This is a genomic window from Nonomuraea sp. NPDC004702 (assembly GCF_053601695.1).
This window is the reverse complement of record NZ_JBSGCE010000002.1, coordinates 436242-460215: the sequence shown is the minus strand read 5'-3', so window position 1 is coordinate 460215 and position 23974 is coordinate 436242. Positions and strand designations below refer to the sequence as shown.

Here is a 23974-nt window from a genome sequence, read left to right as displayed (position 1 = left end):
CAGCCCGCTCGCCCGGTCAGGCGGACGGCGGCGCCTTTCTGGCCGAGCCGCGGTAGCCGGCCGCGTCGTAGCGGCGTTCGTTGTCGGCCAGCTTGGCGGTCGCCGCCGCCACCAGATCGACCCCCAGGACGTCGGCCAGCCGGACCAGGTACAGGGTCACGTCGCCGAGCTCGGCGCGGATGCGGGCGAGCGTGTCGGGGTCGGGGCTCGCGGACTCCTCGGCGGTCAGCCACTGGAACTCCGCGACCAGCTCGCCCGCCTCCCCCGCCAGCGCCATCGCCAGGTTCTTCGGCGTGTGGAACCTCTCCCAGTCGCGGGCCCGCGCGAACTCCCGCAGCCGTACGGCCAGCCCTTCCAGCTCCTCGCTCACGCCACCCGACCCTACTGGCCCGCCGGCCGATTCATCACGACCGGTGATGACAGTCCGGGCGAACCCCGTCTGGTTCCCCGGCCGCTTCCGCGATCGACTGGCTTCCGTGTTCTCCCACTTCAACGGCCCTGTCCTCGTCCCCGGCGACCCCGGGTACGACGACGAGACGGCCCGCTTCAACACCGTCGCCGGCCCCGGCCGCCCCGCCGTGGTCGTCGGCGCCCGGGACGCGGACGACGTCCGGAAGGCGATCGACCACGCCCGGTCGGCGGGGCTGCGGGTAGCGGTCCAGGCGACCGGCCACGGCCTGTCGGCCTCGGTGGACGGGACCCTGCTGATCAACACCCGCCGGATGACCGGCCTGTCCGTCGACCCCGCCACCCGCACGGCCCGCGTCGGGGCCGGGGTGCGCTGGGGCCAGGTCATCGACGCCGCCGCCGGACACGGTCTCGCCCCGCCGAACGGCTCCTCCCCCCTGGTCGGCGCGGTCGGCTACACGCTGGGCGGCGGCCTGCCCGTGCTCGGCCGCACGTTCGGCTGGGCCGCCGACCGGGTCAGGTCCCTGGAACTGGTCACGGCCGACGGAACCCTGCGCACGGTGAGCCCGTACCAGAACCAGGAGCTGTTCTGGGCCCTGCGCGGCGGCCGTCCGGGCGTCGGCGTGGTGACCGCGATGGAGCTGGAGCTGGCCGCCGTCCCGCGCTTCCACGGCGGCATGCTGCGCTTCCCGGCCGAACGGGCGTCCGAGCTGCTGGCCGCCTGGCTGCGCTGGAGCCGCGACCTGCCGGACACGATGAACACCTCCATCGCTCTCCTCCGCCTCCCGAACGCCCACCTCACCGCCGTCCGCCTCGCCCACGCCACCCCCTTCTCTCCACCCGCCCGCTCCCTCTCGCACCTCACCCGCTCGAACCCGGCCTCCTTGAGCCCCGCTCCCTCGCACCTCACGCCCGAGGAGCTGATCGCCCCTCTCCGCGCCCTGAACCCGGCCGAGGACACCGTCAGGGACCGCCCCTACACCGAGATCGCCGCCGTCCACGAGGACCCCACGGAACCCGCCGCCTACCGCGAGCTCTCCCTGATGCTGCACACCCTCGACGCCGATCTGTTCGACCGCGCCGACCCGGACTTCGCGATGGTCGAGATCCGCCGCCTCGGCGGCGCGTTGGCCGCCGCCCCGGACGTCCCGAACGCGATCGACCACCGCACGGCCGCCTACAGCCTGACCACGATCGCCTTCGCGGGCACGAACCCGAAACCCCTCATGGACCCCGCCGACCTGTCCAGCACGGGCCTCCGCTTCCGCAACTTCCTGGCCGGCCCGCAGGCCCCGGCCCTGGCCGCCGAGGCGTACACCCCGTCCACCTGGACCAGACTCACCTCCCTCAAAACCACCCACGACCCCCACAACCTGTTCCTCTGAGGGCACCGCCAGGCCCGTGACACCCGTTTGACCGCGTCTGGCGAACAAAAGGCACGCCAGACGGCTTCAAATGGGTATGGTGATCCTGACAAGGGAGACACCGTGCTTCTCAACTTCCGGCTGGCCAACGTCCTGTCGTTCCGTGACGACCAGCGTCTCTCACTGATCGCGACGGAGCTGAACGACGGCACCGCCCGCCCCATCCCGGTCCGGGAGGGAGGGCGGCCCCTGTCCGTGCTCCCGGTCCTGGGGATCTACGGAGCCAACGCCTCGGGAAAGAGCAACACGCTCGCCGGCCTGCGGCTGATGCGGCAGGCCGTGCTGCACTCGGTGGCGTGGATCAGCGAGGAGAAGCCGACTCGCCGGATCCCCTTCGCGCTCGACCCGGGCTGCGCGGACGAAGCCTCCTTCGTCGAGATCGACCTCGAACTGGCGGGTGTCCGCTACACCTACGGATTCGAGCTGGACGACGAACGCGTCCACGCCGAATGGCTGCACGCCTACCCCAAGGGCCGGCGTCAGGTCTGGTTCGACCGCGACGGCGACGACATCCGCTTCGCCGGGGAAGGGCTGCGCGGCGAGAAGCAGGACCTGGCGCGGAAGACCCGCCCGGACTCCCTCTTCCTCACGGTGGCCGCCGAGTGGAACAACGAGCAACTGCTGCCCGTGTTCGAGTGGTTCCGCGACAATCTGTGGCTGATCAGCCCCGAACACGACCTGCCCCAGCGCCAGGAGTTCACCAAGGCCAGGGCCCTTGCGGACGAACGGTTCAGGGAGCAGGTCGGCCGCCTCCTGACCCGGGCCGACCTTGGCATCGTCGGTTTCGACCAGGACGCCCTGGCGCGCGGCGACGTCCGGCTGCTCCACCGCGCCGGCGATCACACGGCCTCTCTGGACTTCGCGCACGAGTCCATGGGCACGCGCGCCTGGTTCGCGATGCTGGGGCCCCTGCTGGAGGCGTTCCAGCACGGCACCACGGTGCTCGTGGACGAACTGGACGCCAGCCTGCACCCCGCGCTCGCGGCCGAGGTGATCAGGATGTTCGAAGACCCCGAGGTCAACGCCCGAGGGGCGCAGATGGTGTTCACGACGCACGACGCGTCGCTGCTGCGTCCGCTCGCGGGCGGGGAGCGGATCCTGGACCGTGACGTGGTCTGGATGGCGGAGAAGGACCCCAGGGGCTCGACGGAGCTGTATCCGCTGTCGAGCCTGCGTCCACCGCCCCGTCCGAACGAGAACCTCGAACGCGGCTGGCTGCTCGGCCGCTTCGGCGGCGTGCCACGGGTCGCCCCCGGCGAGCTGGCACGCGAGGCGGGAGAGGCCCTCACATGAGCCCCGACAAGGTCAGAAAGAAGCGCCAACGCGGCTCCAGCCTGACGGCCCAGCCGCCACCCCGCGCCGCCAATCGCATCTTCTACGCCGTCGCCGAGGGCGCGGTGACCGAGTACGACTACCTCACGATGCTGCAGAACGCGTTCTCCCGGCAGTGCTCGTTCCGCATCGACATGCCGAAGTACCGGCCCGACGACATGAAACCGTGGAAAGTCGCCCAGCGCGCCCTGACCGTGGCCGAGGAAGACGCTCTTCGACCGGACAACGAGCAGTACGCGGAAATCTGGGCACTTTTCGACCGCGACCAGCACGGTGACCTCGACGACGCCCTGAGCGCGCTCAAGGAGCACTCCAAGATCAGGGTGGCCCTGTCCCATCCGTCCTTCGATTTCTGGCTCTATCTGCACTACGGCCTCTACGACCAACCGCAGGACGGCCGTAACCACCAGGTCCACCAGCTGTTGTCGCAGCGGCCTGGCTTCGCGGGCTTCGGGGCGAGGGACAAGAGGATCACCAAAGCCCGCGCCGACCATCTCACGCCTCGTCTCAAGACCGCGTTCGACAACGCGCGGAGCTTGGACAGGCGCTGCGCCTCCGGCAGGTGCTCCCATCCGCGAGGCTCCGAACCGCGTTGCGGCCTCCTCGACCAGGACCCGTCCAGCGGCATGTGGCGCCTTCTGGAAAGCCTCGGCATCCCGCCATTCCTCTGAGGCGGCCGGTGGGAACCGGCTCGGCGACCGAGCAACGAACTGCCGCATATACGACCAGCGCCGTCGAGCGGCGGATGTGAAGGAGTCTCGCAGGTCAAAGGCGAGGCGCCAAGGCGCCGGAGGCGCGGTGGGTGCGCCGGAGGCGCCTGGGGAAGGGCGCCTGAGCCCGGAGGGCGAAGACCTTTGGAGCGCACCTCACTCCACGGCGGCCGTGCTCTCCCGGACGATCAGTTCCGTAGCCAGTTCCACCCGCTTCGTCTCCGGCACCTCGCCCTTCCCCATCCCCAGCACCGTACGGGTGGCCAGCGCCGCCATCTCCTGCAACGGCTGGCGCACGGTCGTCAGCGGCGGCCAGGCCGACTTCGACAGCGGCAGGTCGTCGAACCCCACGACGCTCAGGTCCTCCGGAACGCGCAACCCCCGCTGCCGGGCGGCCTCGAACACGCCGAACGCCATCAGGTCGCACCCGGCGAAGATGGCCGTGGGCGGCTCGTCCAGTGACAGGAGTTCGTGGCCCTGGTCGTGGCCGGAGTCGACGAGGAAGGTGCCGCGCCGGACGAGCTCGGGGGCGAGCGGCACGCCGGCCGTCTCCAGTGCGGCCCGGTAGCCGTCGACGCGGGCCTGGCTGCACAGCATGTCGGCCGGGCCGCTGATCATGCCGATCCGGCGGTGGCCGAGTTCGAGCAGGTGGCGGGTGGCGGCCAGGCCGCCGTTCCAGTTGGTGGCGCCGACCGAGACGATGCCGGGGGCCGGCTCGCCCTCGGGGTCGACCACCACGAACGGCAGCGACCGCGCGCTGAGCTGGGCCTGCACGCCGGTGGACAGGCGCGAGGCGACGATCACCACGCCGTCGGTGCGGCGGGCGGCCAGGCGTTCGAGCCAGTCGCGGCCGGGACCGGCGTGGGTGTGCAGCACGGAGATGACGACGCTGGCCCCGGCCTCGTGGGCCGCGCTCTCCGCGCCGCGCACGATCTCCATGGCCCACGGCGACTCGATCTCGGCGAACACCAGGTCGACCAGGCCGGCGGGGGTGTCGTCCTGGCTGACGCGCCGCTGGTAGCCGTGTTCCTGGAGCAGCCGTTCGACCTTGTGACGGGTCGCCGGCGCCACCTCGGGCCGGCCGTTGATGACTTTGGAGACCGTGGGGATGGAGACCCCGGCCTCTTCTGCGATCAGTGCGATCGTCACGCGCCTCTTAGCTGACACGTTCGGGAGTGTATCCGAAAGTTTCGGGATGGGATCGCTCCCAAGACAGCTATTGACGCCCTGCGCAGCACATACCTATGCTCCGATCAACGAAATTATCGGGGGCTACACGAAACTTTCATACCGCTCGTGCCCGATGAAGGGACCCCTGGATGAAACGCGGTCTGATCCTCATGGCCACCGCCGTGCTCGTCGCCGGATGCGGCAGCGGCGGGAGTGGCGAGAGCGGCGGGCAGCCCGGCGGCTCGCAGCCCGGCCAGAAGCCCGCCAAGGTGACGCTGGAATGGTGGCACCTGTCCACCGCCGAACCGCTGAAGTCCCTGTGGGCGCAGCGGGCCAAGGACTTCGAGGCCGCGCACCCGGACGTCACCATCAAGGCGACGGTGCTGGAGAACGACGCCTACAAGGCGAAGCTGACCACGATCACCCAGTCGGGCAAGGCCCCCGACGTCTTCGTCACGTGGGGCGGCGGCGTGCTCAAGCAGCAGATCGACGCCGGCCTGGTCAAGGACGTCTCCGCCGACGTCGCGCCCGTGCTGGGCACGTTCACCCCCGCGGCGCTGAGCGCGTACCAGTTCGACGGCAAGACGTACGGGCTGCCGACGGACATCGGGCTGGTCGGCTTCTGGTACAACAAGAAACTCTTCGCCAAGGCCGGCATCACGGCCCCGCCCGCCACCTGGGCGGAGTTCCTCGACGACGTCAAGAAGCTGAAGGCGTCCGGCACCACCCCGATCGCGCTGGCCGGCAAGGAGAAGTGGCCGGGCCACTACTACTGGGCCTATCTGGCGATGCGCATCGCCGGCCTGCCCGCGCTCACGCAGGCGGGCGTGGACCACGACTTCACCAAGCCCGACTTCGTGGCCGCCGGACAGCAGGTCAAGGCGCTGGCCGAGCTCCAGCCGTTCCAGAAGGGCTTCCTCGGCGCGGGGTACGGCACCCCCGACGGGCAGGCGGCCACGGTCTCCAACGGCAAGGCCGCCATGGAGCTGATGGGCCAGTGGGCGCCCGCCGTGCAGAAGGACTCCGGCAAGGGCCTCGGCGACGACCTGGGCTTCTTCCCCTTCCCCGCGGTCGAGGGCGGCAAGGGCTCGATCGGCGACGCCTTCGGCGGCGGCAACGGCCTGTCGGTGGGCGCGGACGCGCCCCCGCAGGCCGTGGAGTTCGTGAAGTTCATGACGCGGATGGACCAGCACACCAAGGCCGTGGCGGCGGGCGGCGTGCTGCCGGTGCTCAAGGGCGAGGAGAGCGCGGTCAAGGACGCCAACCTCAAGCAGGTCGCGACCCTGCTGGCCGGGGCCTCCGGCTACCAGCTCTACCTGGACCAGGCCTACCCGCCGGCCGTCGGCCAGCAGGTCAACGACAGCGTGGCCGAGCTGATCGCCGGGACCAAGACGCCGGAGCAGATCGGCCAGGACATCAGCGAAGTGGCCAAGAGCGAATGACGACGCTGACCCGAGGACCGGCGGCGGTCGCGCCGCCGGTCCCCGCCCCGCCGGGCCGGCGGCGCGGGCGCGCGGTGACGATCGCGCTGTTCCTGCTGCCCGCGCTGGTGCTCTTCCTGCTGCTGGTGGTGGCGCCGATCCTGGTGGCGGTCTACGCCAGCGCGTTCAAGTGGAACGGGTTCGGCGGGCTGCCCACAGAGTTCGTCGGGCCGGCCAACTTCACCAGGCTGCTGTCGTCCGGCATCTTCGCCACCGACCTGTGGCACCTGGCGGTCCTGGTGCTGCTGTCGGTGCTGGTCCAGCTGCCGTTCTCGCTGGCCGTGGCGATGCTGCTGAACCAGCGCATCCGGGGGCGGGCGGTCTACCGGCTGGTGTTCTTCGCCCCGTACGTGCTGTCCGAGGTGATCACCGGCGTGCTGTTCTCGCTGATCCTCGCGCCGGACGGCGGGATGGCGAACCAGCTGCTGTCGGTGTTCGGGCTGGAGTCGGAGTTCCTGGCCGATCCGGACACCGTGATGCCCGCGCTCTTCCTGGTCATGACGTGGAAGTACTTCGGCTTCCACATGATGATCTACCTGGCCGGACGGCAGGGCATCCCGAACGAGCTGATCGAGGCCGCGCAGATCGACGGCGCGACGCCCTGGAAGACGTTCCGGCACATCACGCTGCCGCTGCTCGGGCCGACGATCAGGATCAGCGTGTTCCTGTCGGTCATCTACACCATCCAGCTGTTCGACCTGGTCTGGATCCTCACCGGCGGCGGCCCGTCGCACTCCTCGGAGACGATGGCCGTCACCATGATGGAGTTCGGCTTCAAGCGCTCCCAGGTGGGCTACGCCAACGCGATCAGCGTCGTGATGTTCGCGCTCAGCCTCGTCTTCGCCCTCGTCTACCAGCGCGTGGTGATGCGCCGGGACCTGGAGGGCGCGACGACGTCCATGGGAGGCCGCCGATGAACCACGGAAGGCCGCCCGCGCGGCGGCGCCGTCCCACCCTGCCGCTGCACGCGATCGCCTGGATCGTCGGCGCGTTCATCCTGGCGCCGATCGTGTACGCGCTGCTCGGCGGGTTCAAGAGCAACAGCCAGCTCTCCGGCAACCCCTTCGGCCTGCCCGATCCGTGGGTCACCGCGAACTACACCGACGTGCTCGGCTCGGGGTCGTTCTGGCGGCAGGTGTGGAACAGCACGTTCATCGCGGTCGCCACGACCGTGGTGATGGTCGCGCTGGCGGCGCTGGCCGCGTTCGTCTTCGCCAGGTTCGCCTTCCGCGGCAGGGAGGCGCTGTTCACGCTGTTCACCGCGGGGCTGATGTTCCCGTTCGCGGTGGCCATCCTGCCGATCTTCGTGCTGCTGCGCGCGTTCGGGCTGCTGGACGACCCGCTCGGCGTCATCCTGACGCAGGCCGCCTTCGGGCTGCCGCTGACGATCATCATCCTGCGGGGGTTCTTCCGGAGCATCCCGGGCGAGATCGAGGAGGCCGCGATCATCGACGGCTGCTCGCCGTTCGGGTTCTTCTGGCGGATCCTGCTGCCGATGGCCCGCCCGGCCATGGCGACGGTCTCCGTGCTGGCCGTCGTGGGGAGCTGGAACAACTTCATGCTGCCCCTGGTGGTCTTCAGCGACGAGTCGAGCTGGACGCTGCCGCTGGGCATCCAGCAGTTCCAGGGCCAGTACGCCACCGACACCGCCCGCGTCCTCGCCTATCTGATCCTGGCCATGGTGCCGGCGCTCGGGTTCTACGCCATCGCTGAACGTCACCTGGTCGGTGGGCTCACCGCGGGTGCGACGAAAGGGTGAACATGCTCCACGTCTCAGGAAGCCGGCTCCTCACCCCCGAAGGCACGCCCGTCCGGCTCAGGGGGGTGGGCCTCGGGGGCTGGATGAACATGGAGAACTTCATCACCGGCTATCCCGCCAACGAGACCTCGATGCGCGCGGCGGTGACCGGCGTGCTGGGCGAGGAGCGGGCCGAGCTCTTCTTCGACCGGCTGCTCACCTCGTTCTTCACCGGGAGCGACGCCGGGCTGCTGGCCGGGCTCGGCATGAACTGCGTGCGCATCCCGGTCAACTACCACCACTGGGAGTCCGACGACCGGCCCATGGAGATCGACCCGAGGGGCTTCCGGCACCTCGACCGGGTGATCGGCCTGCTGGGCGAGCGCGGTCTCTACAGCGTGATCGACCTGCACGCCCTGCCCGGCTCCCAGAACCAGCACTGGCACAGCGACAACCCCACGCACGTGGCGGCGTTCTGGCAGCACCGGCACTTCCAGGACCGGGCCGTGCACCTGTGGGAGGCGCTGGCCGACCACTACCGCGGGCATCCGTGGGTGGCCGGGTACAACGTGGTGAACGAGCCGGGCGACGTCTCGGGCAAGGTGGTCGGCCCGTTCTACGACCGGCTGGTCAAGGCCGTACGGGCCGCCGACCCGGACCACGTCCTGTTCCTGGACGGCAACACCTACGCCACCGACTTCTCGATGTTCCGGGAGATGTACGAGAACACGGTGTTCGTCATGCACGACTACGCCCTGGCCGGGTTCGCCCACGGCGGCCCGTACCCGGGGCTCACCAGGGGCGAGTGGTGCGACCGCGGCCAGCTGGAGGAGACCTTCGCCCGGCGGTCCCGGTTCCAGCGCGAGACCGGCACGCCGTTGTGGGTGGGCGAGTTCGGCCCGGTCTACACCGGCGACCCGGACCGGGACGCGCAGCGCTACCAGGTCCTGCGCGACCAGCTCGACATCTACGACGCCCACGACGCGGGCTGGTCGCTCTGGACGTACAAGGACGTGGGCCTCCAGGGCCTGGTGCACGCGTCGGGGGCGTACCTGGACAGGTTCGGCGCGTTCATCGGCAAGAAGCGGCGGCTCGGCGCGGACCGGTGGGGCTCGACCATGGAGGAGTGCGCCGACGTGCTCGCCCCGCTGCACCGGCTGGTCGAGACCGAGTTCCCGGACTGGACGCCCTACCCGTGGGGCGCCCGCTACCAGACCGACGACCTGATCAGGCACATCCTCCTCGCCCAGGCCCTGCTGCCCGAGTACGCCGGGCTGTTCAGGGGGCTCGGCGACGACGAGCTGCTGGCCCTGGCCGACTCGTTCACGCTGGAGCAGTGCGTACGGCGCGAGCCGCTGCTCGACCTGCTGGCCGCCAACCTCACCGGGTGACAAACCGCTCATACAGTCGGGTGCGTCACACCACCGGGCAAACTATCGCCATCACTGCTTGCGCTAGGTATGCTTCGGCTGCCCTAATTTAGGTAAGCCTTTCCTCAGCCAGCAGGAGTGACGGTGTTCGCCAGCTACCTCATCGGACTGCGCGAGGGACTGGAGGCGACGCTCGTCGTCTCCGTCCTCATCGCCTTCCTCGTCAAGAGCGACAGGAAGGACAAGCTTCCCCAGGTCTGGACGGGCGTCGCCGCGGCGGTCGCGCTGTCCGTCGGCTTCGGCGCACTGCTGACCTTCACCGCCGCCAACCTCGGGCACATGGGGCAGGAGCTGTTCGACGCGATCACCTCGCTGCTGGCCGTCGCGTTCGTCACCTGGATGATCTTCTGGATGCGGCGCACCGCCCGCGCGCTCTCCGGCGAGCTGCGGGGCAAGCTCTCCGACGCGCTGCAGATGGGCTCGCTCGCGGTGGTCGTGATGGCCTTCCTGGCCGTGGCCCGCGAGGGGCTTGAGACGGCGTTGCTGTTCTTCGCCGCCGTCCAGGGCGCGACCGCCACCATCGACCCCCTGCTCGGCATCGCGCTCGGCCTGCTCACATCGGTGGTCATCGGCTGGGGGCTGTACAGGAGCGCGCTGAAGATCAACCTCACCAAGTTCTTCACCTGGACGGGCCTGCTGCTCATCCTGGTCGCCGCCGGCATCTTCAAGTACGGCGTGCACGACCTCCAGGAGGCCAACATCCTGCCCGGCCTGAGCTCCTACGCCTTCGACATCAGCGCCGTCCTGCCCGCCGATTCCTGGTACGGCGCGCTGCTTTCCGGCATGCTCAACATCACGCCGCAGCCGAGCATCGCCGAGGCCGTGGCCTGGATCGTCTACCTCGCGCCCACTCTCTTCCTCTTCCTGGTGCCACAGCGGGTGAAGACCACTCCCGCCTCCACCGCACCCGCGGCCTGAACAGGAGCATCATGCGTACCGCCATCAGCCTGTCCTTCGGCGCGCTCGCCCTCGCGGGCCTGACCGCGTGCGGCTCGGGCACCACCGCCACGGAGACCGCCAAGGGCCCGGCCGCCGCGCCCGGCAAGATCACCGTGGCCGCGTCGGACACCGAGTGCAAGGTCGCGGCCTCCGAGATCGCGGCGGGCACGAGCACGTTCACGATCACCAACGGCGGCTCCAAGGTGACCGAGTTCTACGTGTACGCCCCCGGTGACCGGGTGATGGCCGAGGTCGAGAACATCGTGCCCGGCCTGACCAGGGAGCTGGTCGCCGAGCTGCCGGCCGGCGCGTACGAGACCGTCTGCAAGCCCGGCATGGTGGGCAAGGGCATCCGCAACGCGCTGAAGGTGACCGGCGAGCACAAGGCGCTCACCTCCGACGCCCAGCTCGCCGACGCCGTCGCCAGCTACAAGCGCTACATCAAGTCGCAGAGCGACACGCTGCTGGTCAAGACGCAGGAGTTCGTGGACGCGGTCAAGGCCGGCGAGATCGACAAGGCCAAGGAGCTGTACCCGGTCTCGCGGACGTACTGGGAGCGCATCGAGCCGGTCGCGGAGATCTTCGGCGACCTCGACCCGGCCATCGACGCCCGCGAGGCCGACCTGGCCGACGGCGAGGAGTGGACCGGATTCCACCGGATCGAGAAGGATCTGTGGATCAAGAAGGACATCAGCAAGGACGGCCCGGTCGCCGACAAGCTGATCGCCGACGTCAAGACCATCGTCCAGAAGTCCAACGCCGCCGAGCTGACCCCGCTCAACCTGGCCAACGGCGCCAAGGAGCTGCTCGACGAGGTGGCCTCCGGGAAGATCACCGGCGAGGAGGACATCTGGTCGCACACCGACCTGTGGGACTTCGACGCCAACCTCCAGGGCTCCAAGGCCGCCGTGCAGTCGCTGCGCCCGGTGCTGGAGCAGCGCTCCCCCGACCTGGTCAAGACGCTGGACGAGAAGTTCGCCGCCGCGGAGGCCGCGCTGGGCGCGCACCAGAAGGGCGACGGCTGGAAGCTGCACGACGAGCTGTCCAAGGCCGAGCTGAAGGCGCTGTCCGACGCGATCAACGCGCTGGCCGAGCCGATCAGTAAGATCGCACCGGTCATCGCCAAGTAACGGGAGGTGGGGGCGTTGTCGCAGGCCAGCGGGCGGATGAGCCGCCGCAAGCTGTTCGGGCTGGGCGCCGCGGGCGCGGCCGTGCTCGGGGCGGGGGCGGTGACGACCAGGTCGCTGCTGGAGGAGCCGCCGGTCGCGCACGCCGCATCGACGTCCGATCCGTTCCCGTTCTACGGGCAGCATCAGGCGGGCGTCGTCACGCCCGCCCAGGACCGGCTGCACTTCGTCGCCTTCGACGTCATCACCGACAAGAAGGCCGAGCTGGTCGACCTGCTCCAGGAGTGGACGGCCGCGGCGGCCCGGCTGACGCAGGGCAAGGAGGCCGGGGCGTTCGGCGCGGTGGGCGGGGCGGCCGAGGCGGCGCCCGACGACACCGGCGAGGCGCTGGGGCTGCCCGCCTCGGGGCTGACGCTGACGATCGGGTTCGGCCCGTCGCTGTTCGACGACCGGTTCGGGCTGGCGGGCAAACGACCGGCCGCGCTGGCCGACCTGCCGAAGTTCCCCGGCGAACAGCTCATCCCGGAGATCTCGGGCGGGGACATCTGCGTCCAGGCGTGCGCGCACGACCCCCAGGTGGCCGTGCACGCCATCCGCAACCTGGCCAGGATCGGCTTCGGCAAGGTCTCGGTGCGCTGGTCGCAGCTCGGTTTCGGCCGTACGTCGTCCACGTCGCGGGCCCAGGCCACGCCGCGCAACCTCCTGGGCTTCAAGGACGGCACCAACAACATGAAGCTGGAGGACGCCGACCTGCTGCGCGACCACCTGTGGGCGAGCGGCTCGGACGGCCCCGCCTGGATGGCGGGCGGCACGTACATGGTCACCAGGAAGATCCGCATGACGATCGAGACCTGGGACCGCGCCTCGCTCGCCGAGCAGGAGCAGATCTTCGGCCGGGACAAGGGCGAGGGCGCGCCGCTGGGCAGGAAGGCCGAGTTCGACCCCGTGGACTTCGCCGCCAAGGGCCCCGACGGGCAGCCGCTGATCAAGGACGACTCGCACGTCAAGCTGGCGCACCCGAGCAACAACGGCAACGCCCACCTGCTGCGCCGCGGCTACAACTTCGTCGACGGCTCCGACGGCCTCGGCCGCCTGGACGCCGGGCTGTTCTTCATCGCCTACCAGCGCGACCCGCGCAAGCAGTTCGTGCCCGTGCAGATGAACCTGGCCCGGCACGACGCGCTCAACGAGTACATCAAGCACGTCTCCAGCGGCCTGTTCGCCTGCCCGCCCGGCGTCCAGGACGCGGGCGACTACTGGGGCCGCACCCTGTTCGCCTGACCCTGCTCAGCGCCCGCCGTCAGCGGTGGCGGGCGCGCGAGGCCTGGGCGTGGGCGCGGTTGGCGCAGCGGGTCGAGCAGAACTGCCGCCTGCCCGGCCGGCTGCGGTCGACGAAGGCGTCGGTGCACGGCGTGGCCGCGCACTGGCGCAGCCGTTCCCAGTCGCCGGCCGCCGCGAGCTCCAGCAGCTCGGTGACGGCCCGCACGGCGAGCCGGCCCGCCGTCGTCGCCCCGTCCGGCGCGACCAGCCGCAGCCGGGGCACGCCTCCCGCGTGCTCCACCGCCGCCCGCGCCGGCAGCCGGGCCACCCACTCCGCCAGCGCCCCCGCCCGGCCGCCGGGCTCGGCGGCCAGCACCGCCCGCAGCCGCTCGCGCACCTCCCTGACCTCCCGCAGGTCCTCCTCGCCGAGCCCGTGGTCGTTCTCAAGCGGTTCGCCCAGTTCGCGGCAGAAGCGGCGCAGCTCCGCCACGTCGGGCAGCCGCTCGGGATCGTCCAGGTACTCGTCCCACGTGTTGGCCAGATCGACGGCCACGAGACCCGTCTCGATGAACTGGCGCATCCCTCACCCTCCTGCTACCGTCACGACTATGAGCACTATAACCCCTGACAGAAAACTGACCGTCCTGGACGCGCCGTCCAACCTCGGCCTGCGTCCACTCGCCGAGGATGTCATCCCCGGCTGCTACAAGGCTCCCTGGGCGTTGCGGGACAACGGGCTGGTCGCCCGGATCGGCGCGGCCGACGCGGGCGCGCTGGTCCCGCCCCGCTACGTGGCCACCTGGAAACCCGGCGACGGCGTGCGCAACGGCGCGGCCATCGCCGCCTACACCCGGCGGCTGGCCGACCGCGTGGCCGGGATCAGGGCGGGCGGCGGCTTCCCCGTCCTGCTCGGCGGCGACTGCTCGATCCTGCTCGGCCCCGCGCTCGCCCTGCGCAGGACGGGCCGCTACGGGGTGGCCTACCTCGACGCCCACACCGACTTCCGCCACCTCGGCAACTCGCCGCACGTCGGCGCGGCGGCCGGCGAGGACCTGGCCCTGGTGACCGGCCGCGGCGACGACTACCTGACCGACATCGACGGCCTGCGCCCGTACGTCCGGGACGAGGACGTCATCGTGCTCGGCGTCCGGGACGACGACGACGTCCAGGAGCTCGCCGCCGAGGGCATCGCCTTCGTCGCCGGGGACGACATCCCCCTGGAGGCCGCCGAGCGCGTGCTCGTGCGCGACGACCTGGACGGCTTCTGGATCCACGTGGACGCCGACGTGCTCGACCCGTCCGTGCTGTCGGCCGTCGACTCGCCCACCCCCGGCGGCCTGACCGGCGACCAGCTCGCCGGCCTGCTCCGCGGGCTGCTCGCGCTGCCCGGGGCGGCCGGGATCCAGTTCACCATCTTCGACCCCGACCTCGACGAGGACGGCAGCCAGGCGGCCGCCCTGACCGACATCCTCGTCTCAGCCCTGACCTGACCCGTGGCCGTCCGGGGCGGAGCCGTCCGCCCGCAGGATGCGGAAGACGGGATGACCAGCCGCGATCCGGCGGAAGCTGTCCAGCGGCGCCTTCGGGCCGAGCCCGAGGTGGGGCCGCGCGCCGGGCGCCACGGCGGCGTAGCGGCGCAGGATCTCGGCGCGGCGTTCGACCGGGACCTCCGCCAGCCGGATCGGCGCCGCCCGCCCGCGACGCCGCAGCACGGCCCGGCCGCCGGCGGCCCGGACGTTGCGCACCCAGTTCGCCTCCGGCCCGAGCATGGAGACCAGGTACTCGCCGCCGTCGTGCCTGGCGACCGCGACGGGCACCGACGTGAGCGCCCCGCTGCGGCGTCCCACCACCTGGAGCACCGCCCCCTGGGGCAGCGGCAGCCACCGGGAGGCGTAGGTCAGCGCGTCGAGCCGGTTCATCGCCCGCGTGAGCGCGTCGGGCCGTCCGCCCCGGTACATCAGGCGCTTGAGCGCCCCCGGCCACCGGGCGACGTGGATCACCGCACCCTCCTCCACAGCAGCACGACCGCCACCAGCCCCGGGACCAGCGGAAGGACCTGCAGCCAGCCGAGCAGCGGCGCCAGGCCGACCTCGCCGTTGCTGTCCCGGACGGTCAGGCCCGCGAGCGCGACGCACGAAGCCACCACGAACAGCCCGGCCCCCAGCCACCGGGCCCACCCCCTGCCCGCCCCGGCCGCCCGGACGGTGACGAGCCAGCCGGCCAGCCCGAGCGCCCCCACGACCGAGAGGATCACCGTGTACGTGGTGACCCCCTCGTCGATCTTCCCCGGCCCCAGCTCCGGATAGCCCGCCCTGAGGTACTCGGCCAGCCCGGAGCGGTAGGCGAAGGCGAAGAGGGTGACGAGCACCGTGAGCGCGGCGCCGCCGTACAGCAGGGCGGAGGCTCCGCGCGGCTTCCCTGTCATGACATGAGTCCCTTCCGGACGACATTCTTACAAAGTATGTTTTGACTATACTTACCACGTAAGAATCGAGAAAGGGCACCATGTCCCCGAAACGCACCCGCGGCCAGAACGCCGGCCTGACCCGGCAGGCCATCCTGCGGGCGGCTCTGGCGCTGGCCGACCGCGAAGGGCTGAAGGCGCTGTCCATGCGCCGCATCGGCCAGGAGATCGGGGTCGAGGCCATGTCCCTCTACCAGCACGTCGGCAGCAAGGATGCGCTGCTCGACGGCCTGGTCGAGCAGGTCGTCACGCAGGCCGCGCCGCTGCTGACCGAGGCCGCCTCATGGCAGGAGGCGCTGCGCGAGTACGCCCACGCGCTGCTGCGGGCGCTGCTCGCGCATCCGAACGTCGTCCCCCTGGTGGTCAGCCGTCCCGCGATCACGCCCGGGAACCTGCGCCTGATGGAGGAGGGGCTGCGCGTGCTGCGCGCGGCGGGGCTGCCGCCGGACCGCGCGCTGGACATGCTCTACGCCGTGACCGGTTTCGTCGTCGGCCACGTCGCCGTCCTGGCCGCCGGCGAGGTCACCGATGGGGCCGAGCGGGCCGCGCCCGCGATGCGCGACATCCCCGAGCCGGACCTGGTGGAGACCCCGCTGCTGGCCGAGGCCACCCGGGCGCGGCGCGCCCAGCCGTCCTCGGGGACCGACCGCCGTTTCGTCTTCGCGCTCGAAGCCATGCTCCGCGGCTTCGGCGAACCCCGCGAAAGCGGTGAACCTGACGGAAGCGGTGAGCGCTGACGGAAGCGGTGAGCGCTAGCGGAAGACGTACCCGCTCGTGCTGGTGCGGCCGGCGGCGTTCGTGGCGGTGACCGAGGTCCACGGGCCGGGCGGGACGTACGGGGCCCACGCCGACTCGGGGCGGCCCGGCCCGTGCCACCGCTGGGCCACGCCGACCTCACGGCCGCCGGGCGAGGCGAAGCGCAGGATGCCGCCGCGCAGGTTGTAGCCCTCGACGGTGATCCCGGGCCGGCCGTCCCGTTCCTCGCGGTAGGCGTTCACGATGATCGGCTCCCGGCCGCCGTTCGCGATGTCGTCGGCCAGCGACGGGGTGGACGGGCTCGCCTGGCAGGTGAAGAAGGGCTCCCAGCCATAGGAGATGATCTTCGCGGCGTGCCCGCCCGTCGCCATGATCTGCTGGTCGAGCCGGGCCTTGCTGGTGCGTCCCCGCAACGGCAGCGGCTCGACCCGCCCGCACTCGCCGTCCGCGGGCGCGGGCTCGAAGCCCTCGACGTTGACCCACAGCTCGACCCCGGCGGGCACGCCGCCGGCCGCCGCCTCGATGTAGTCCCTGGTGGGCCCGTAGTAGCCGTCGGCGTTGCGCACCCGGCCGACCACCGGGACGAGCCGGGGGGCGACCATGGACCCGCCCTCCTCGATCCCGTGCACGGGGACCTTGCCCGTGCCCCGCCCGTCCTGCACGGCGACGGCCATGGGCGCGCCGGCGCGGGTGGCGGCGATGTCGGCCAGCCCGCCGGGCACCTGGCCGGGCGGGAAGCCGCGGCCCCTGCGGGCGTCGATGTAGGGGCTGACCAGGATCTTCCGGCCGGGCAGCGCGGCTGCGACGGCCGCGTGCTGGGCCGCGTACAGGGCGAGGACGGGGTCGCGCGGCCCCCGTTCGCGCATGGCCAGCTCGAACGACTGGTAGACCCCGCCGAAGGCGGCCGACCCGCCGAACCGCTCGCGGTAACCGGCCAGCACCCGCGCGGTGAAGGCGTTCAGCGCGGCGAGGTGCGCGAGGTCGGGCTCCCACGGCTTGCCCCGCCGCTGCGGCGCGGCGGGCAGCCCGGGGAACACCTTCATCCCGTACGCCGCCGCCTCCTCGACCAGGTTGCCCAGCCCGTCGCCGTCGGTGGAGACCAGCACCAGGTCCTGGACGCGCGCGGCGCACGACGCGGCCAGCGACACGCGGTAGAAGACCCGCCCGCCGCTGTCGATCCGCCGGTCGAGCCCCGGGCAGCGCAGCACGGAACGCCCGAACTCCTCGCTGGTCACGTACGTGTAGACGTGCCGGATCCGTTTGCCGGGCACCTGTGCGCAGGGCCGTCCGTCCACCCGGCAGGCGGCGAACTCCGGCTCCATCGGCCCGGCGTCGAACCGCGGTCCGAACGTGACGAGCGTGTCGCCGCCGAGCGAGTGGATCGCCTCCACCGTCCGCCGCGTGACGCACACGTCGGCCCGGGGCATGACCCAGTAGCCAGTGATCGCGTACGGCGAGGTCACCCGCGGGTCCCTGGGCGGGCACCCGTCGTCGCCGGCGCCGGGCCCGGCCGGGACCACGACGAGGACGGCGAGGACCGCCATCACGACCAGCCACCGTAACCGGCGCACCCATGCTCCCCTCGACGTACCGACCAGAGTAGGCATCTACCCGATCCGCGGCCGGTAGTGCCCCGGTGCCGGCCGGCCGCGGGGCGGCACGGACAATGGAGTCATGGTGAGCATCGACCTCAGTGGCAGGACGGCGCTGGTCACGGGCTCGACCCAGGGCATCGGGGCGGCCATCGCGACCGGTCTGGCACGGGCGGGGGCGCGCGTCGGCGTCAACGGCCGCAGCGAACGCTCGGTGGCCGCGGCCATCGAGCGCATGGACCATCGCGGCCTGGTCGCCGCGCCCGGCGACGTCGCCACCGACGAAGGGCTCCAGCGGGTGCTCGGCTCGCTGCCGCAGGTGGACATCCTCGTCAACAACCTGGGCATCTTCGAGGCCAGGCCGGCGCTGGAGATCGACGACGCGGAGTGGCGGCGCTTCTTCGAGGTCAACGTCCTGTCGGCGGTGCGCCTCACGCGTGCCTACCTGCCCGGCATGATCGAGCGCGGCTGGGGCCGGATCCAGTACATCGCCAGCGACTCGGCCATCGTCACGCCCACCGAGATGATCCACTACGGCATGAGCAAGACGGCGCTGCTGGCCGTCTCGCGCGGGTTCGCCAAGGAGGCCGCCGGCAGCGGGGTGACGGTCAACTCGGTGATCGCCGGGCCCACGCACACCGGCGGCGTGGAGGAGTTCGTCTACCAGCTCGTGGACCGGGAGCTGCCGTGGGAGGAGGCGCAGCGGGCGTTCATGCGCGAGCACCGTCCGCAGTCGCTGCTCCAGCGGCTGATCGAGCCCGAGGAGATCGCCAACATGGTCGTCTACCTCAGCTCGCCGCTCGCCTCGGCGACCACCGGCGGCGCCCTGCGCGTGGACGGCGGCTACGTGGACGCCATCCTGCCCTGACCGCCCGCCCGCGCTCAGTACGACTGGAGCTCGATCAGGTTGCCCTCCGGGTCGCGCAGGTGGGCGGTACGCAGGCCGGGCCCCCAGGCGGGCCGGTCCTGCGGCGGCGCGGCGACGGTGGCGCCCAGCCCGACGAGCCGGTCGGCCTCGCCGTCGACGTCGTCGACCCGCATCACCAGCATCACGGTGTCCTGGGCGCCCGCCGCCGGCAGCCCGGACGTGCCGACGACCTCGGCGACGCGGTCGCGGCCGAAGAGCACGAGACCGGCCTGGCCGTCGATGTCCCAGTTGGCGTACGCGGCCTCCGTCAGCACCTTCACCGGCTCCAGCCCGAGGGCGGCCCGGTAGAAGGCGACGCTCGCCGGGAAGTCGCGCACCAGCAGCCGAGGGTAGAGAGCGTCCATCCTGATCCTCCGAAATTAGTGGGTAGTCACCAACTATTGGGAACAACCTACACTTCTCGACGAGATGGAACTGCCACCCACCCTGCTCGGGACGACCACCTTCGTGCTGCACAAGGTCGGCGTCGCGGGCCGGCGCGCCCTGGCCGCGCGGCTCACCGCCGACACGGGGCTGAGCCTGTGGGAGTTCGCGGCGCTGGCCACGCTCGACGACTTCGGCCCGGCCGCCCAGCGGGAGGTCGGCGACCGGCTGGGCCTCGACCCGAGCGACATGGTCCGCCTGATGGACGGCCTCATGGCCGAAGGGCTGGCCGCCCGGGAGCGCGACCCCGCCGACCGCCGCCGCTACCGGATCTCGCTGACCGCCGCCGGCCGGGACGCCCTGGAACGGGCCCGCGCGGTGGTCGCGGACGTCGAACGCGAGACGCTCGCCCCGCTGACGGACGCCGAGCGCCGCGACCTCCACAGCCTGGTCACAAAACTCTTCTCACCCTGACAAATCCCATAACTCACGTCAACTGACGAACAACTGTCACAACAACTGCCCTCTTTGCACAAAGAATCAGATCATGTTAGATGGAGGGCAAGCTCCGGGAGAGAGGACCGGGCATTGTGACGCTGATCCTCGATGGCGTCCGCGTACGGCAGCGCGGGGAGACCTGGCTCGACGACATCCACCTGGAACTACCTCACGGACTGACCACCCTCGTCGGCCCGATGAACTCGGGAAAGACCACGCTCATGCGGGTCGCCGCCGGTTTGCAGCCGCCGGATTCGGGGCGGGTGCTGGTCAACGGAAATGACGTCACCTCGATTTCCGTGCGAAAGCGCTCGGTCGCCTTCGTCTATCAGCAATTCATCAATTACCCGTCCCTCACCGTTTACGAGAACATCGCCTCGCCGTTGCGGCTGGACCGGTCGTACCGCAAGGACGGCATCGACCGGCGGGTGCGGGAGGTGGCCGCGGTCATGGGCCTCGGCGACCTGCTGGGCCGCAGGCCCGCGGAGCTGTCGGGCGGCCAGCAGCAGCGCACGGCGATCGCCCGCGCGCTGGCCCGGCCCGTGGACGTGCTGCTGCTCGACGAGCCCCTGGCCAACCTCGACTTCAAGCTCCGCGAGCAGTTGCGCGAGGACCTCAGGCGCATGTTCACCGGCTCGCCGGGCGTCGTCCTCTACTCCACCGCCGACCCGAACGAGGCCCTGACCTTCGCCGCGCCCGCCGTGGTGCTCGGCGAGGGCCGGGTGCGGCACGTCGGCGACCCGGCCACCATGTACGCCGAGCCGCCCACGCTCGCCGTCGCGGCCACGCTCAGCGACCCGCCGCTGAACCTGCTGCCCGGCACGATCAGGGACGGCCGGATCGAGGTCATGGGCACCTCCTTCCCCGCGCCGGGCGCCGCCGCCTCCGGCCAGGGGGTCGTGCTGGGCATCCGCCCCCACCAGGTGACGATCACCAGGACCGGCCCCGGCCTGCTGGAGCTGCCCGCCGAGATCAGGCTGGCCGAGGTGACCGGCGGCGCGACGTTCCTGCACCTGCTGCTGGCGGGACGCCGGCACCTGGTCGCCCACCTGCCGGGCACCCGCCCGTTCACCCCGGGCCAGGCGGCCACCGCGTACGTGGACCCGCGGCACGTCTTCGTGTTCGACGAGGCCGGCGGCCGATTACCGGTCGCCCCGGCGGCGGGGGCGGGACGGCATGGCTGACATCCGCCTGGAGGGCGTGGGCCACAGCTACGACGGCGGCCGCACGTGGGCGCTCAGGCCGACGACCTGGACCTGGCGCGGCGGCCGGGCCTACGCCCTGCTCGGCCCGAGCGGCTGCGGCAAGACGACGCTGCTGAACATCGTCTCGGGGCTGCTCACGCCCACGGCAGGCCGGATCTGGTTCGACGACCGCGAGGTCACCGGGGTCCCCACGGCCGGCCGCGACATCGCGCAGGTCTTCCAGTTCCCCGTCCTGTACGAGGAGATGTCCGTCTACGACAACCTGGCCTTCCCACTGCGCAACAGGAAGGTCCCGGCCGAGGAGGTCCGCCGGCGCGTGCTGCGCGTCTCGGCCATGCTGGGCCTGGACGACGTGCTGCGCCGCCGGGCGCGCCGGCTCGACCCGGGCCGCAAGCAGATCGTCAGCCTGGGCCGCGGCCTGGTGCGCGAGCAGGTGGCGGCCGTGCTGCTCGATGAGCCGCTGACCGTGGTGGACCCGGCGCTGAAGTGGACGTTGCGCAGCAAGCTCAAGGAGATCCACCGCGACACCGGCCACACCCTGGTCTACGTCACCCACGACCAGACCGAGGCGCTGACCTTCGCCGACGAGGTGGTCGTGCTCAACGACGGCGAGATCGTGCAGGCCGGGGAGCCGGCCGAGCTGTTCCTGTCGCCCGCGCGCGAGTTCGTCGGGCACTTCATCGGCTCCCCCGGCATGAACGTGCTGCCCGCCGAGATCGACGGCGACGTGGTCAGGATCGGTGACTCGGAGGTCGGCACGGTGGCCGGCACGGTGGCTGGCACGGTGGCCGGCACGCTGCCGCCTGGGCCGGTGCGGATCGGCGTGCGGCCCGAGTTCGTCCGGGTCGGCGGGCCGGCCGCCGGGCCCGGCGTGGCGGCCAGGGTGACCCGGATCGACCGCATGGGCTCGCACGACCTGGTGCGCGCCGAGGTCGGCGGCCATCCGGTGATCGCCAGGACCGAGGCGGGCTCGTCCTGGACGCCGGGCGCGGTCGAGTTCCTGCATTTCCCCGCGGACCGGACGTTCCTGTTCCGCGACGAGGTCAGGTGCGGCTCGCTCGCACCCCTGGACGGAAGGGGGCGGGCGTGACCGACCGGACCGCCGTCGCGGGCAGCCAGGCGGGTGGCGAGGTCGTACCGGCCGATGCCGCGCCCGCCGCCGCAGAGGCCGCCGGGGCCGCCGGGCCGCGCGCCGATCCCCGTCCGCGGAACAACCGGGCCTGGCTGCTGGTGCTGCCGGTCGTGGTGTCGGTGGCCTTCACCGCGGTGATCCCGCTGATGACCGTCGTGAACTTCTCCGTCCAGGACGTCTTCAGCCCGGTGGACCGGGTGTTCGTCGGCCTGGACTGGTTCCGGCAGATCGCCCGCGACCCCGAGGTGCGCGCGGCGCTCGTGCGCACGTTGCTGTTCTCCGCGCAGGTGCTGCTGGTGGAGGTCCCGCTCGGGGTGGCCATCGCGGTCTGCATGCCGCGCCGCGGGTTCTGGGTGTCGGTGGCGCTGGTGCTGGTGGCGCTGCCGCTGCTCATCCCGTGGAACGTCGTGGGCACGATCTGGCAGATCTTCGCCCGCGGCGACATCGGGCTCGGCGGCTGGGCGGTCAACAACCTGCTGCACGTCAACTTCAACTACACGCTCGACTCGGCCGACGCCTGGATCACCGTCCTGGTCATGGACGTGTGGCACTGGACGCCGCTGGTGGCGCTGCTGGCCTACGCGGGGCTGCGGTCGATCCCCGAGCCGTACTTCCAGGCGGCGCAGATCGACGGCGCGTCGGCGTGGGCGACGTTCCGGCACATCCAGCTGCCGAGGCTGCGCGGGGTGCTGACGATCGCGATCCTGCTGCGGTTCATGGACAGCTTCATGATCTACACCGAGCCGTTCGTGGTGACCGGGGGCGGGCCGGGGAACGCGACCTCGTTCCTGAGCATCCTGCTGTCGAAGATCGCCGTCGGCCAGTTCGACCTGGGCCCGGCGGGCGCGTTCTCGCTGCTGTACTTCCTGCTCGTGCAGATCGCCTGTTACGTCTTCTTCACCGTGCTGACCAGGTCGGGGAGGTGAGTCCCACGCGCCACCGGCTGCCGTGGGCGCGCACGGTCTTCTGGCTGTACGCCGCCACGCTGATGTTGCCGCTGCTGTGGATGTTCGGCATGTCCATCCGCCCGAACGAGGACATCCTGGGCAGCTTCTCGCTGATCCCGCAGCGGGTGACCTTCGACAACTACGTCACGTTCTTCACCGACCCGTCGTGGTATTCGAGCTACCTCAACTCCATCGTCTACACCTCGATGAACGCGGTCATGTCGCTCGTCGTGGCACTGCCGGCGGCGTACGCGTTCTCGCGGTTCCGCTTCGCCGGGGACAAGCACCTGTTCTTCTGGCTGCTGACGAACCGGATGGCGCCGCCGGCGGTGTTCCTGCTGCCGTTCTTCCAGATCTACCAGGCGGTCGGGCTGTTCGACACGCATCTGGGCGTGGCTATCGCGCACATGCTGTTCAACGTGCCGCTGGCGGTCTGGATCCTGGAGGGCTTCATGTCGGGGATCCCCCGGGAGATCGACGAGACCGCGGCGATCGACGGATACTCGCTGCCGCGCTTCTTCGTCCGGATCTTCCTGCCGATGATCCGGTCCGCGCTCGGCGTCACCGCGTTCTTCTGCTTCATGTTCAGCTGGGTGGAGCTGCTGATCGCCAGGACGATCACATCGGTGGACGCCAAGCCCATCGCGGCCACCATGACGCGGACGGTGAGCGCGGCGGGCGTGGACTGGGGGCTGCTGGCCGCGGCCGGCGTGCTGACCATCGTCCCGGGGGCCGTCGTCATCTGGTTCGTGCGCAACTACATAGCCAAGGGGTTCGCCCTGGGGAGGGTCTGACCGTGCAGTGGATGGTGTGGACCGCCCCCACGGCCCTGGTGTTCGCCGGGCTGGCGCTGCTCCTGTGCGTGATGGCCGTCTGGGCCCGGATCTCGCCCCCGGTGGCCAGGCGCGGGTTCCTGCGGATCGAGACCGACCGGGGCGACCGGCTGTACATCGGCCTGATCAGCGCGGCCGTCGTGCTGGCCCTGTGGATTGCAGTCACCGACCTGTCCATGTGGGCGGCGCTCGGCGTCGCGCTGCTGGTCATGGTCGTGATCGGGATGTGGGGCTGAG

At 71.3% G+C, this 23974-nt stretch carries 26 protein-coding genes; 19 read left to right on the top strand and 7 right to left on the bottom strand.

The window, feature by feature from the left end; translation table 11 throughout:
- Window positions 1-16: 16 nt before the first annotated feature.
- Window positions 17-370 (bottom strand): nucleotide pyrophosphohydrolase, encoded by a 354-nt coding sequence (locus ACWEJ6_RS04680; RefSeq protein ID WP_364325070.1) that lies wholly within the window; start codon window positions 368-370, stop codon window positions 17-19.
- Window positions 371-476: 106 nt separating this feature from the next.
- On the opposite strand from ACWEJ6_RS04680, the gene ACWEJ6_RS04675 reads away from it, so the two are divergent.
- From ACWEJ6_RS04675 to ACWEJ6_RS04665, 3 genes are all read left to right on the top strand, one after another.
- Window positions 477-1793, top strand: a complete 1317-nt coding sequence (locus ACWEJ6_RS04675) for an FAD-binding oxidoreductase (RefSeq protein ID WP_452421250.1) — start codon at window positions 477-479, stop codon at window positions 1791-1793.
- Between the two features lie 102 nt (window positions 1794-1895).
- Entirely contained in the window at window positions 1896-3125 is a 1230-nt protein-coding gene (locus tag ACWEJ6_RS04670; protein ID WP_452421248.1) for an AAA family ATPase, read from the top strand.
- Window positions 3122-3835, top strand: coding sequence for an RloB family protein (locus ACWEJ6_RS04665; protein WP_452421246.1), 714 nt, complete (start codon window positions 3122-3124; stop codon window positions 3833-3835). Before ACWEJ6_RS04670 ends, ACWEJ6_RS04665 begins: the two co-directional genes overlap by 4 nt.
- A gap of 195 nt (window positions 3836-4030) precedes the next feature.
- On the opposite strand, the gene ACWEJ6_RS04660 is transcribed toward ACWEJ6_RS04665, so the two are convergent.
- A complete protein-coding gene (locus ACWEJ6_RS04660; protein WP_352320041.1) occupies window positions 4031-5041 on the bottom strand; it encodes a LacI family DNA-binding transcriptional regulator in 1011 nt (336 codons plus the stop codon).
- 152 nt (window positions 5042-5193) lie between these two features.
- Between ACWEJ6_RS04660 and ACWEJ6_RS04655 the strand changes: the two genes are divergently transcribed.
- The 7 genes from ACWEJ6_RS04655 (at window position 5194) to efeB (ending at window position 13040) form a co-directional block, all read left to right on the top strand.
- The gene (locus ACWEJ6_RS04655) at window positions 5194-6486 is read left to right on the top strand and encodes an extracellular solute-binding protein (RefSeq protein WP_452421244.1); all 1293 of its coding nucleotides are present in this window, start codon (window positions 5194-5196) and stop codon (window positions 6484-6486) included.
- Entirely contained in the window at window positions 6483-7442 is a 960-nt protein-coding gene (locus ACWEJ6_RS04650) for a carbohydrate ABC transporter permease (protein ID WP_452421242.1), read from the top strand. Before ACWEJ6_RS04655 ends, ACWEJ6_RS04650 begins: the two co-directional genes overlap by 4 nt.
- Window positions 7439-8284 (top strand): carbohydrate ABC transporter permease, encoded by an 846-nt coding sequence (locus ACWEJ6_RS04645; protein ID WP_358283240.1) that lies wholly within the window; start codon window positions 7439-7441, stop codon window positions 8282-8284. The genes ACWEJ6_RS04650 and ACWEJ6_RS04645 overlap by 4 nt, the downstream gene beginning before the upstream one ends.
- 2 nt (window positions 8285-8286) lie before the next feature.
- A complete protein-coding gene (locus ACWEJ6_RS04640) occupies window positions 8287-9654 on the top strand; it encodes a glycoside hydrolase family 5 protein (RefSeq protein ID WP_387668240.1) in 1368 nt (455 codons plus the stop codon).
- Window positions 9655-9777: 123 nt separating this feature from the next.
- A complete protein-coding gene (efeU, locus tag ACWEJ6_RS04635; RefSeq protein ID WP_452421239.1) occupies window positions 9778-10611 on the top strand; it encodes an iron uptake transporter permease EfeU in 834 nt (277 codons plus the stop codon).
- An 11-nt stretch (window positions 10612-10622) separates the two neighbouring features.
- Window positions 10623-11762, top strand: coding sequence for an iron uptake system protein EfeO (gene efeO / locus ACWEJ6_RS04630; RefSeq protein WP_452421237.1), 1140 nt, complete (start codon window positions 10623-10625; stop codon window positions 11760-11762).
- Between the two features lie 15 nt (window positions 11763-11777).
- Window positions 11778-13040 (top strand): iron uptake transporter deferrochelatase/peroxidase subunit, encoded by a 1263-nt coding sequence (gene efeB / locus ACWEJ6_RS04625; protein WP_452421235.1) that lies wholly within the window; start codon window positions 11778-11780, stop codon window positions 13038-13040.
- A gap of 19 nt (window positions 13041-13059) precedes the next feature.
- On the opposite strand, the gene ACWEJ6_RS04620 is transcribed toward efeB, so the two are convergent.
- On the bottom strand, window positions 13060-13599 hold the full coding sequence (locus ACWEJ6_RS04620; RefSeq protein ID WP_452421233.1) for a CGNR zinc finger domain-containing protein: 540 nt from the start codon (window positions 13597-13599) through the stop codon (window positions 13060-13062).
- 28 nt (window positions 13600-13627) lie between these two features.
- On the opposite strand from ACWEJ6_RS04620, the gene ACWEJ6_RS04615 reads away from it, so the two are divergent.
- Window positions 13628-14509, top strand: a complete 882-nt coding sequence (locus tag ACWEJ6_RS04615) for an arginase family protein (protein ID WP_452421231.1) — start codon at window positions 13628-13630, stop codon at window positions 14507-14509.
- Here ACWEJ6_RS04615 and ACWEJ6_RS04610 read toward each other — a convergent pair.
- A complete protein-coding gene (locus ACWEJ6_RS04610) occupies window positions 14495-15019 on the bottom strand; it encodes a nitroreductase family deazaflavin-dependent oxidoreductase (protein WP_452421229.1) in 525 nt (174 codons plus the stop codon). The two genes, ACWEJ6_RS04615 and ACWEJ6_RS04610, sit on opposite strands and share 15 nt — an antisense overlap.
- A complete protein-coding gene (locus tag ACWEJ6_RS04605; protein WP_452421227.1) occupies window positions 15016-15444 on the bottom strand; it encodes a hypothetical protein in 429 nt (142 codons plus the stop codon). The genes ACWEJ6_RS04610 and ACWEJ6_RS04605 overlap by 4 nt, the downstream gene beginning before the upstream one ends.
- Before the next feature lie 80 nt (window positions 15445-15524).
- Here ACWEJ6_RS04605 and ACWEJ6_RS04600 point away from each other — a divergent pair, with 80 nt between their 5' ends.
- Window positions 15525-16220, top strand: coding sequence for a TetR/AcrR family transcriptional regulator C-terminal domain-containing protein (locus tag ACWEJ6_RS04600; RefSeq protein ID WP_452421225.1), 696 nt, complete (start codon window positions 15525-15527; stop codon window positions 16218-16220).
- 15 nt (window positions 16221-16235) lie between these two features.
- Here the strand turns inward: ACWEJ6_RS04600 and ACWEJ6_RS04595 are convergent, their stop codons facing one another.
- Complete coding sequence (locus ACWEJ6_RS04595) at window positions 16236-17810, bottom strand: hypothetical protein (protein ID WP_452421223.1); 1575 nt, start codon at window positions 17808-17810, stop codon at window positions 16236-16238.
- A gap of 106 nt (window positions 17811-17916) precedes the next feature.
- On the opposite strand from ACWEJ6_RS04595, the gene ACWEJ6_RS04590 reads away from it, so the two are divergent.
- Window positions 17917-18699: an SDR family NAD(P)-dependent oxidoreductase gene (locus tag ACWEJ6_RS04590; RefSeq protein ID WP_364326151.1), complete on the top strand. Its 783-nt coding sequence runs from the start codon at window positions 17917-17919 to the stop codon at window positions 18697-18699.
- A gap of 14 nt (window positions 18700-18713) precedes the next feature.
- Here ACWEJ6_RS04590 and ACWEJ6_RS04585 read toward each other — a convergent pair whose 3' ends face one another.
- Window positions 18714-19103 (bottom strand): VOC family protein, encoded by a 390-nt coding sequence (locus ACWEJ6_RS04585; protein ID WP_452421221.1) that lies wholly within the window; start codon window positions 19101-19103, stop codon window positions 18714-18716.
- A 64-nt stretch (window positions 19104-19167) separates the two neighbouring features.
- Here ACWEJ6_RS04585 and ACWEJ6_RS04580 point away from each other — a divergent pair, with 64 nt between their 5' ends.
- The 6 genes from ACWEJ6_RS04580 (at window position 19168) to ACWEJ6_RS04555 (ending at window position 23973) form a co-directional block, all read left to right on the top strand.
- Window positions 19168-19596, top strand: a complete 429-nt coding sequence (locus ACWEJ6_RS04580) for a MarR family winged helix-turn-helix transcriptional regulator (protein ID WP_452421219.1) — start codon at window positions 19168-19170, stop codon at window positions 19594-19596.
- A gap of 116 nt (window positions 19597-19712) precedes the next feature.
- Window positions 19713-20804 (top strand): ABC transporter ATP-binding protein, encoded by a 1092-nt coding sequence (locus ACWEJ6_RS04575; protein WP_452421217.1) that lies wholly within the window; start codon window positions 19713-19715, stop codon window positions 20802-20804.
- Window positions 20797-21915 carry an ABC transporter ATP-binding protein gene (locus ACWEJ6_RS04570; RefSeq protein ID WP_452421215.1) on the top strand — a complete coding sequence of 373 codons (1119 nt, stop codon included), beginning with the start codon at window positions 20797-20799 and terminating at the stop codon, window positions 21913-21915. Before ACWEJ6_RS04575 ends, ACWEJ6_RS04570 begins: the two co-directional genes overlap by 8 nt.
- Window positions 21912-22883: a carbohydrate ABC transporter permease gene (locus ACWEJ6_RS04565; protein ID WP_452421213.1), complete on the top strand. Its 972-nt coding sequence runs from the start codon at window positions 21912-21914 to the stop codon at window positions 22881-22883. The genes ACWEJ6_RS04570 and ACWEJ6_RS04565 overlap by 4 nt, the downstream gene beginning before the upstream one ends.
- Window positions 22880-23698 (top strand): carbohydrate ABC transporter permease, encoded by an 819-nt coding sequence (locus tag ACWEJ6_RS04560; protein WP_449922312.1) that lies wholly within the window; start codon window positions 22880-22882, stop codon window positions 23696-23698. The genes ACWEJ6_RS04565 and ACWEJ6_RS04560 overlap by 4 nt, the downstream gene beginning before the upstream one ends.
- 11 nt (window positions 23699-23709) lie before the next feature.
- Window positions 23710-23973 (top strand): DUF2160 family membrane protein, encoded by a 264-nt coding sequence (locus tag ACWEJ6_RS04555; protein ID WP_452421311.1) that lies wholly within the window; start codon window positions 23710-23712, stop codon window positions 23971-23973.
- Window position 23974: the final 1 nt, after the last annotated feature.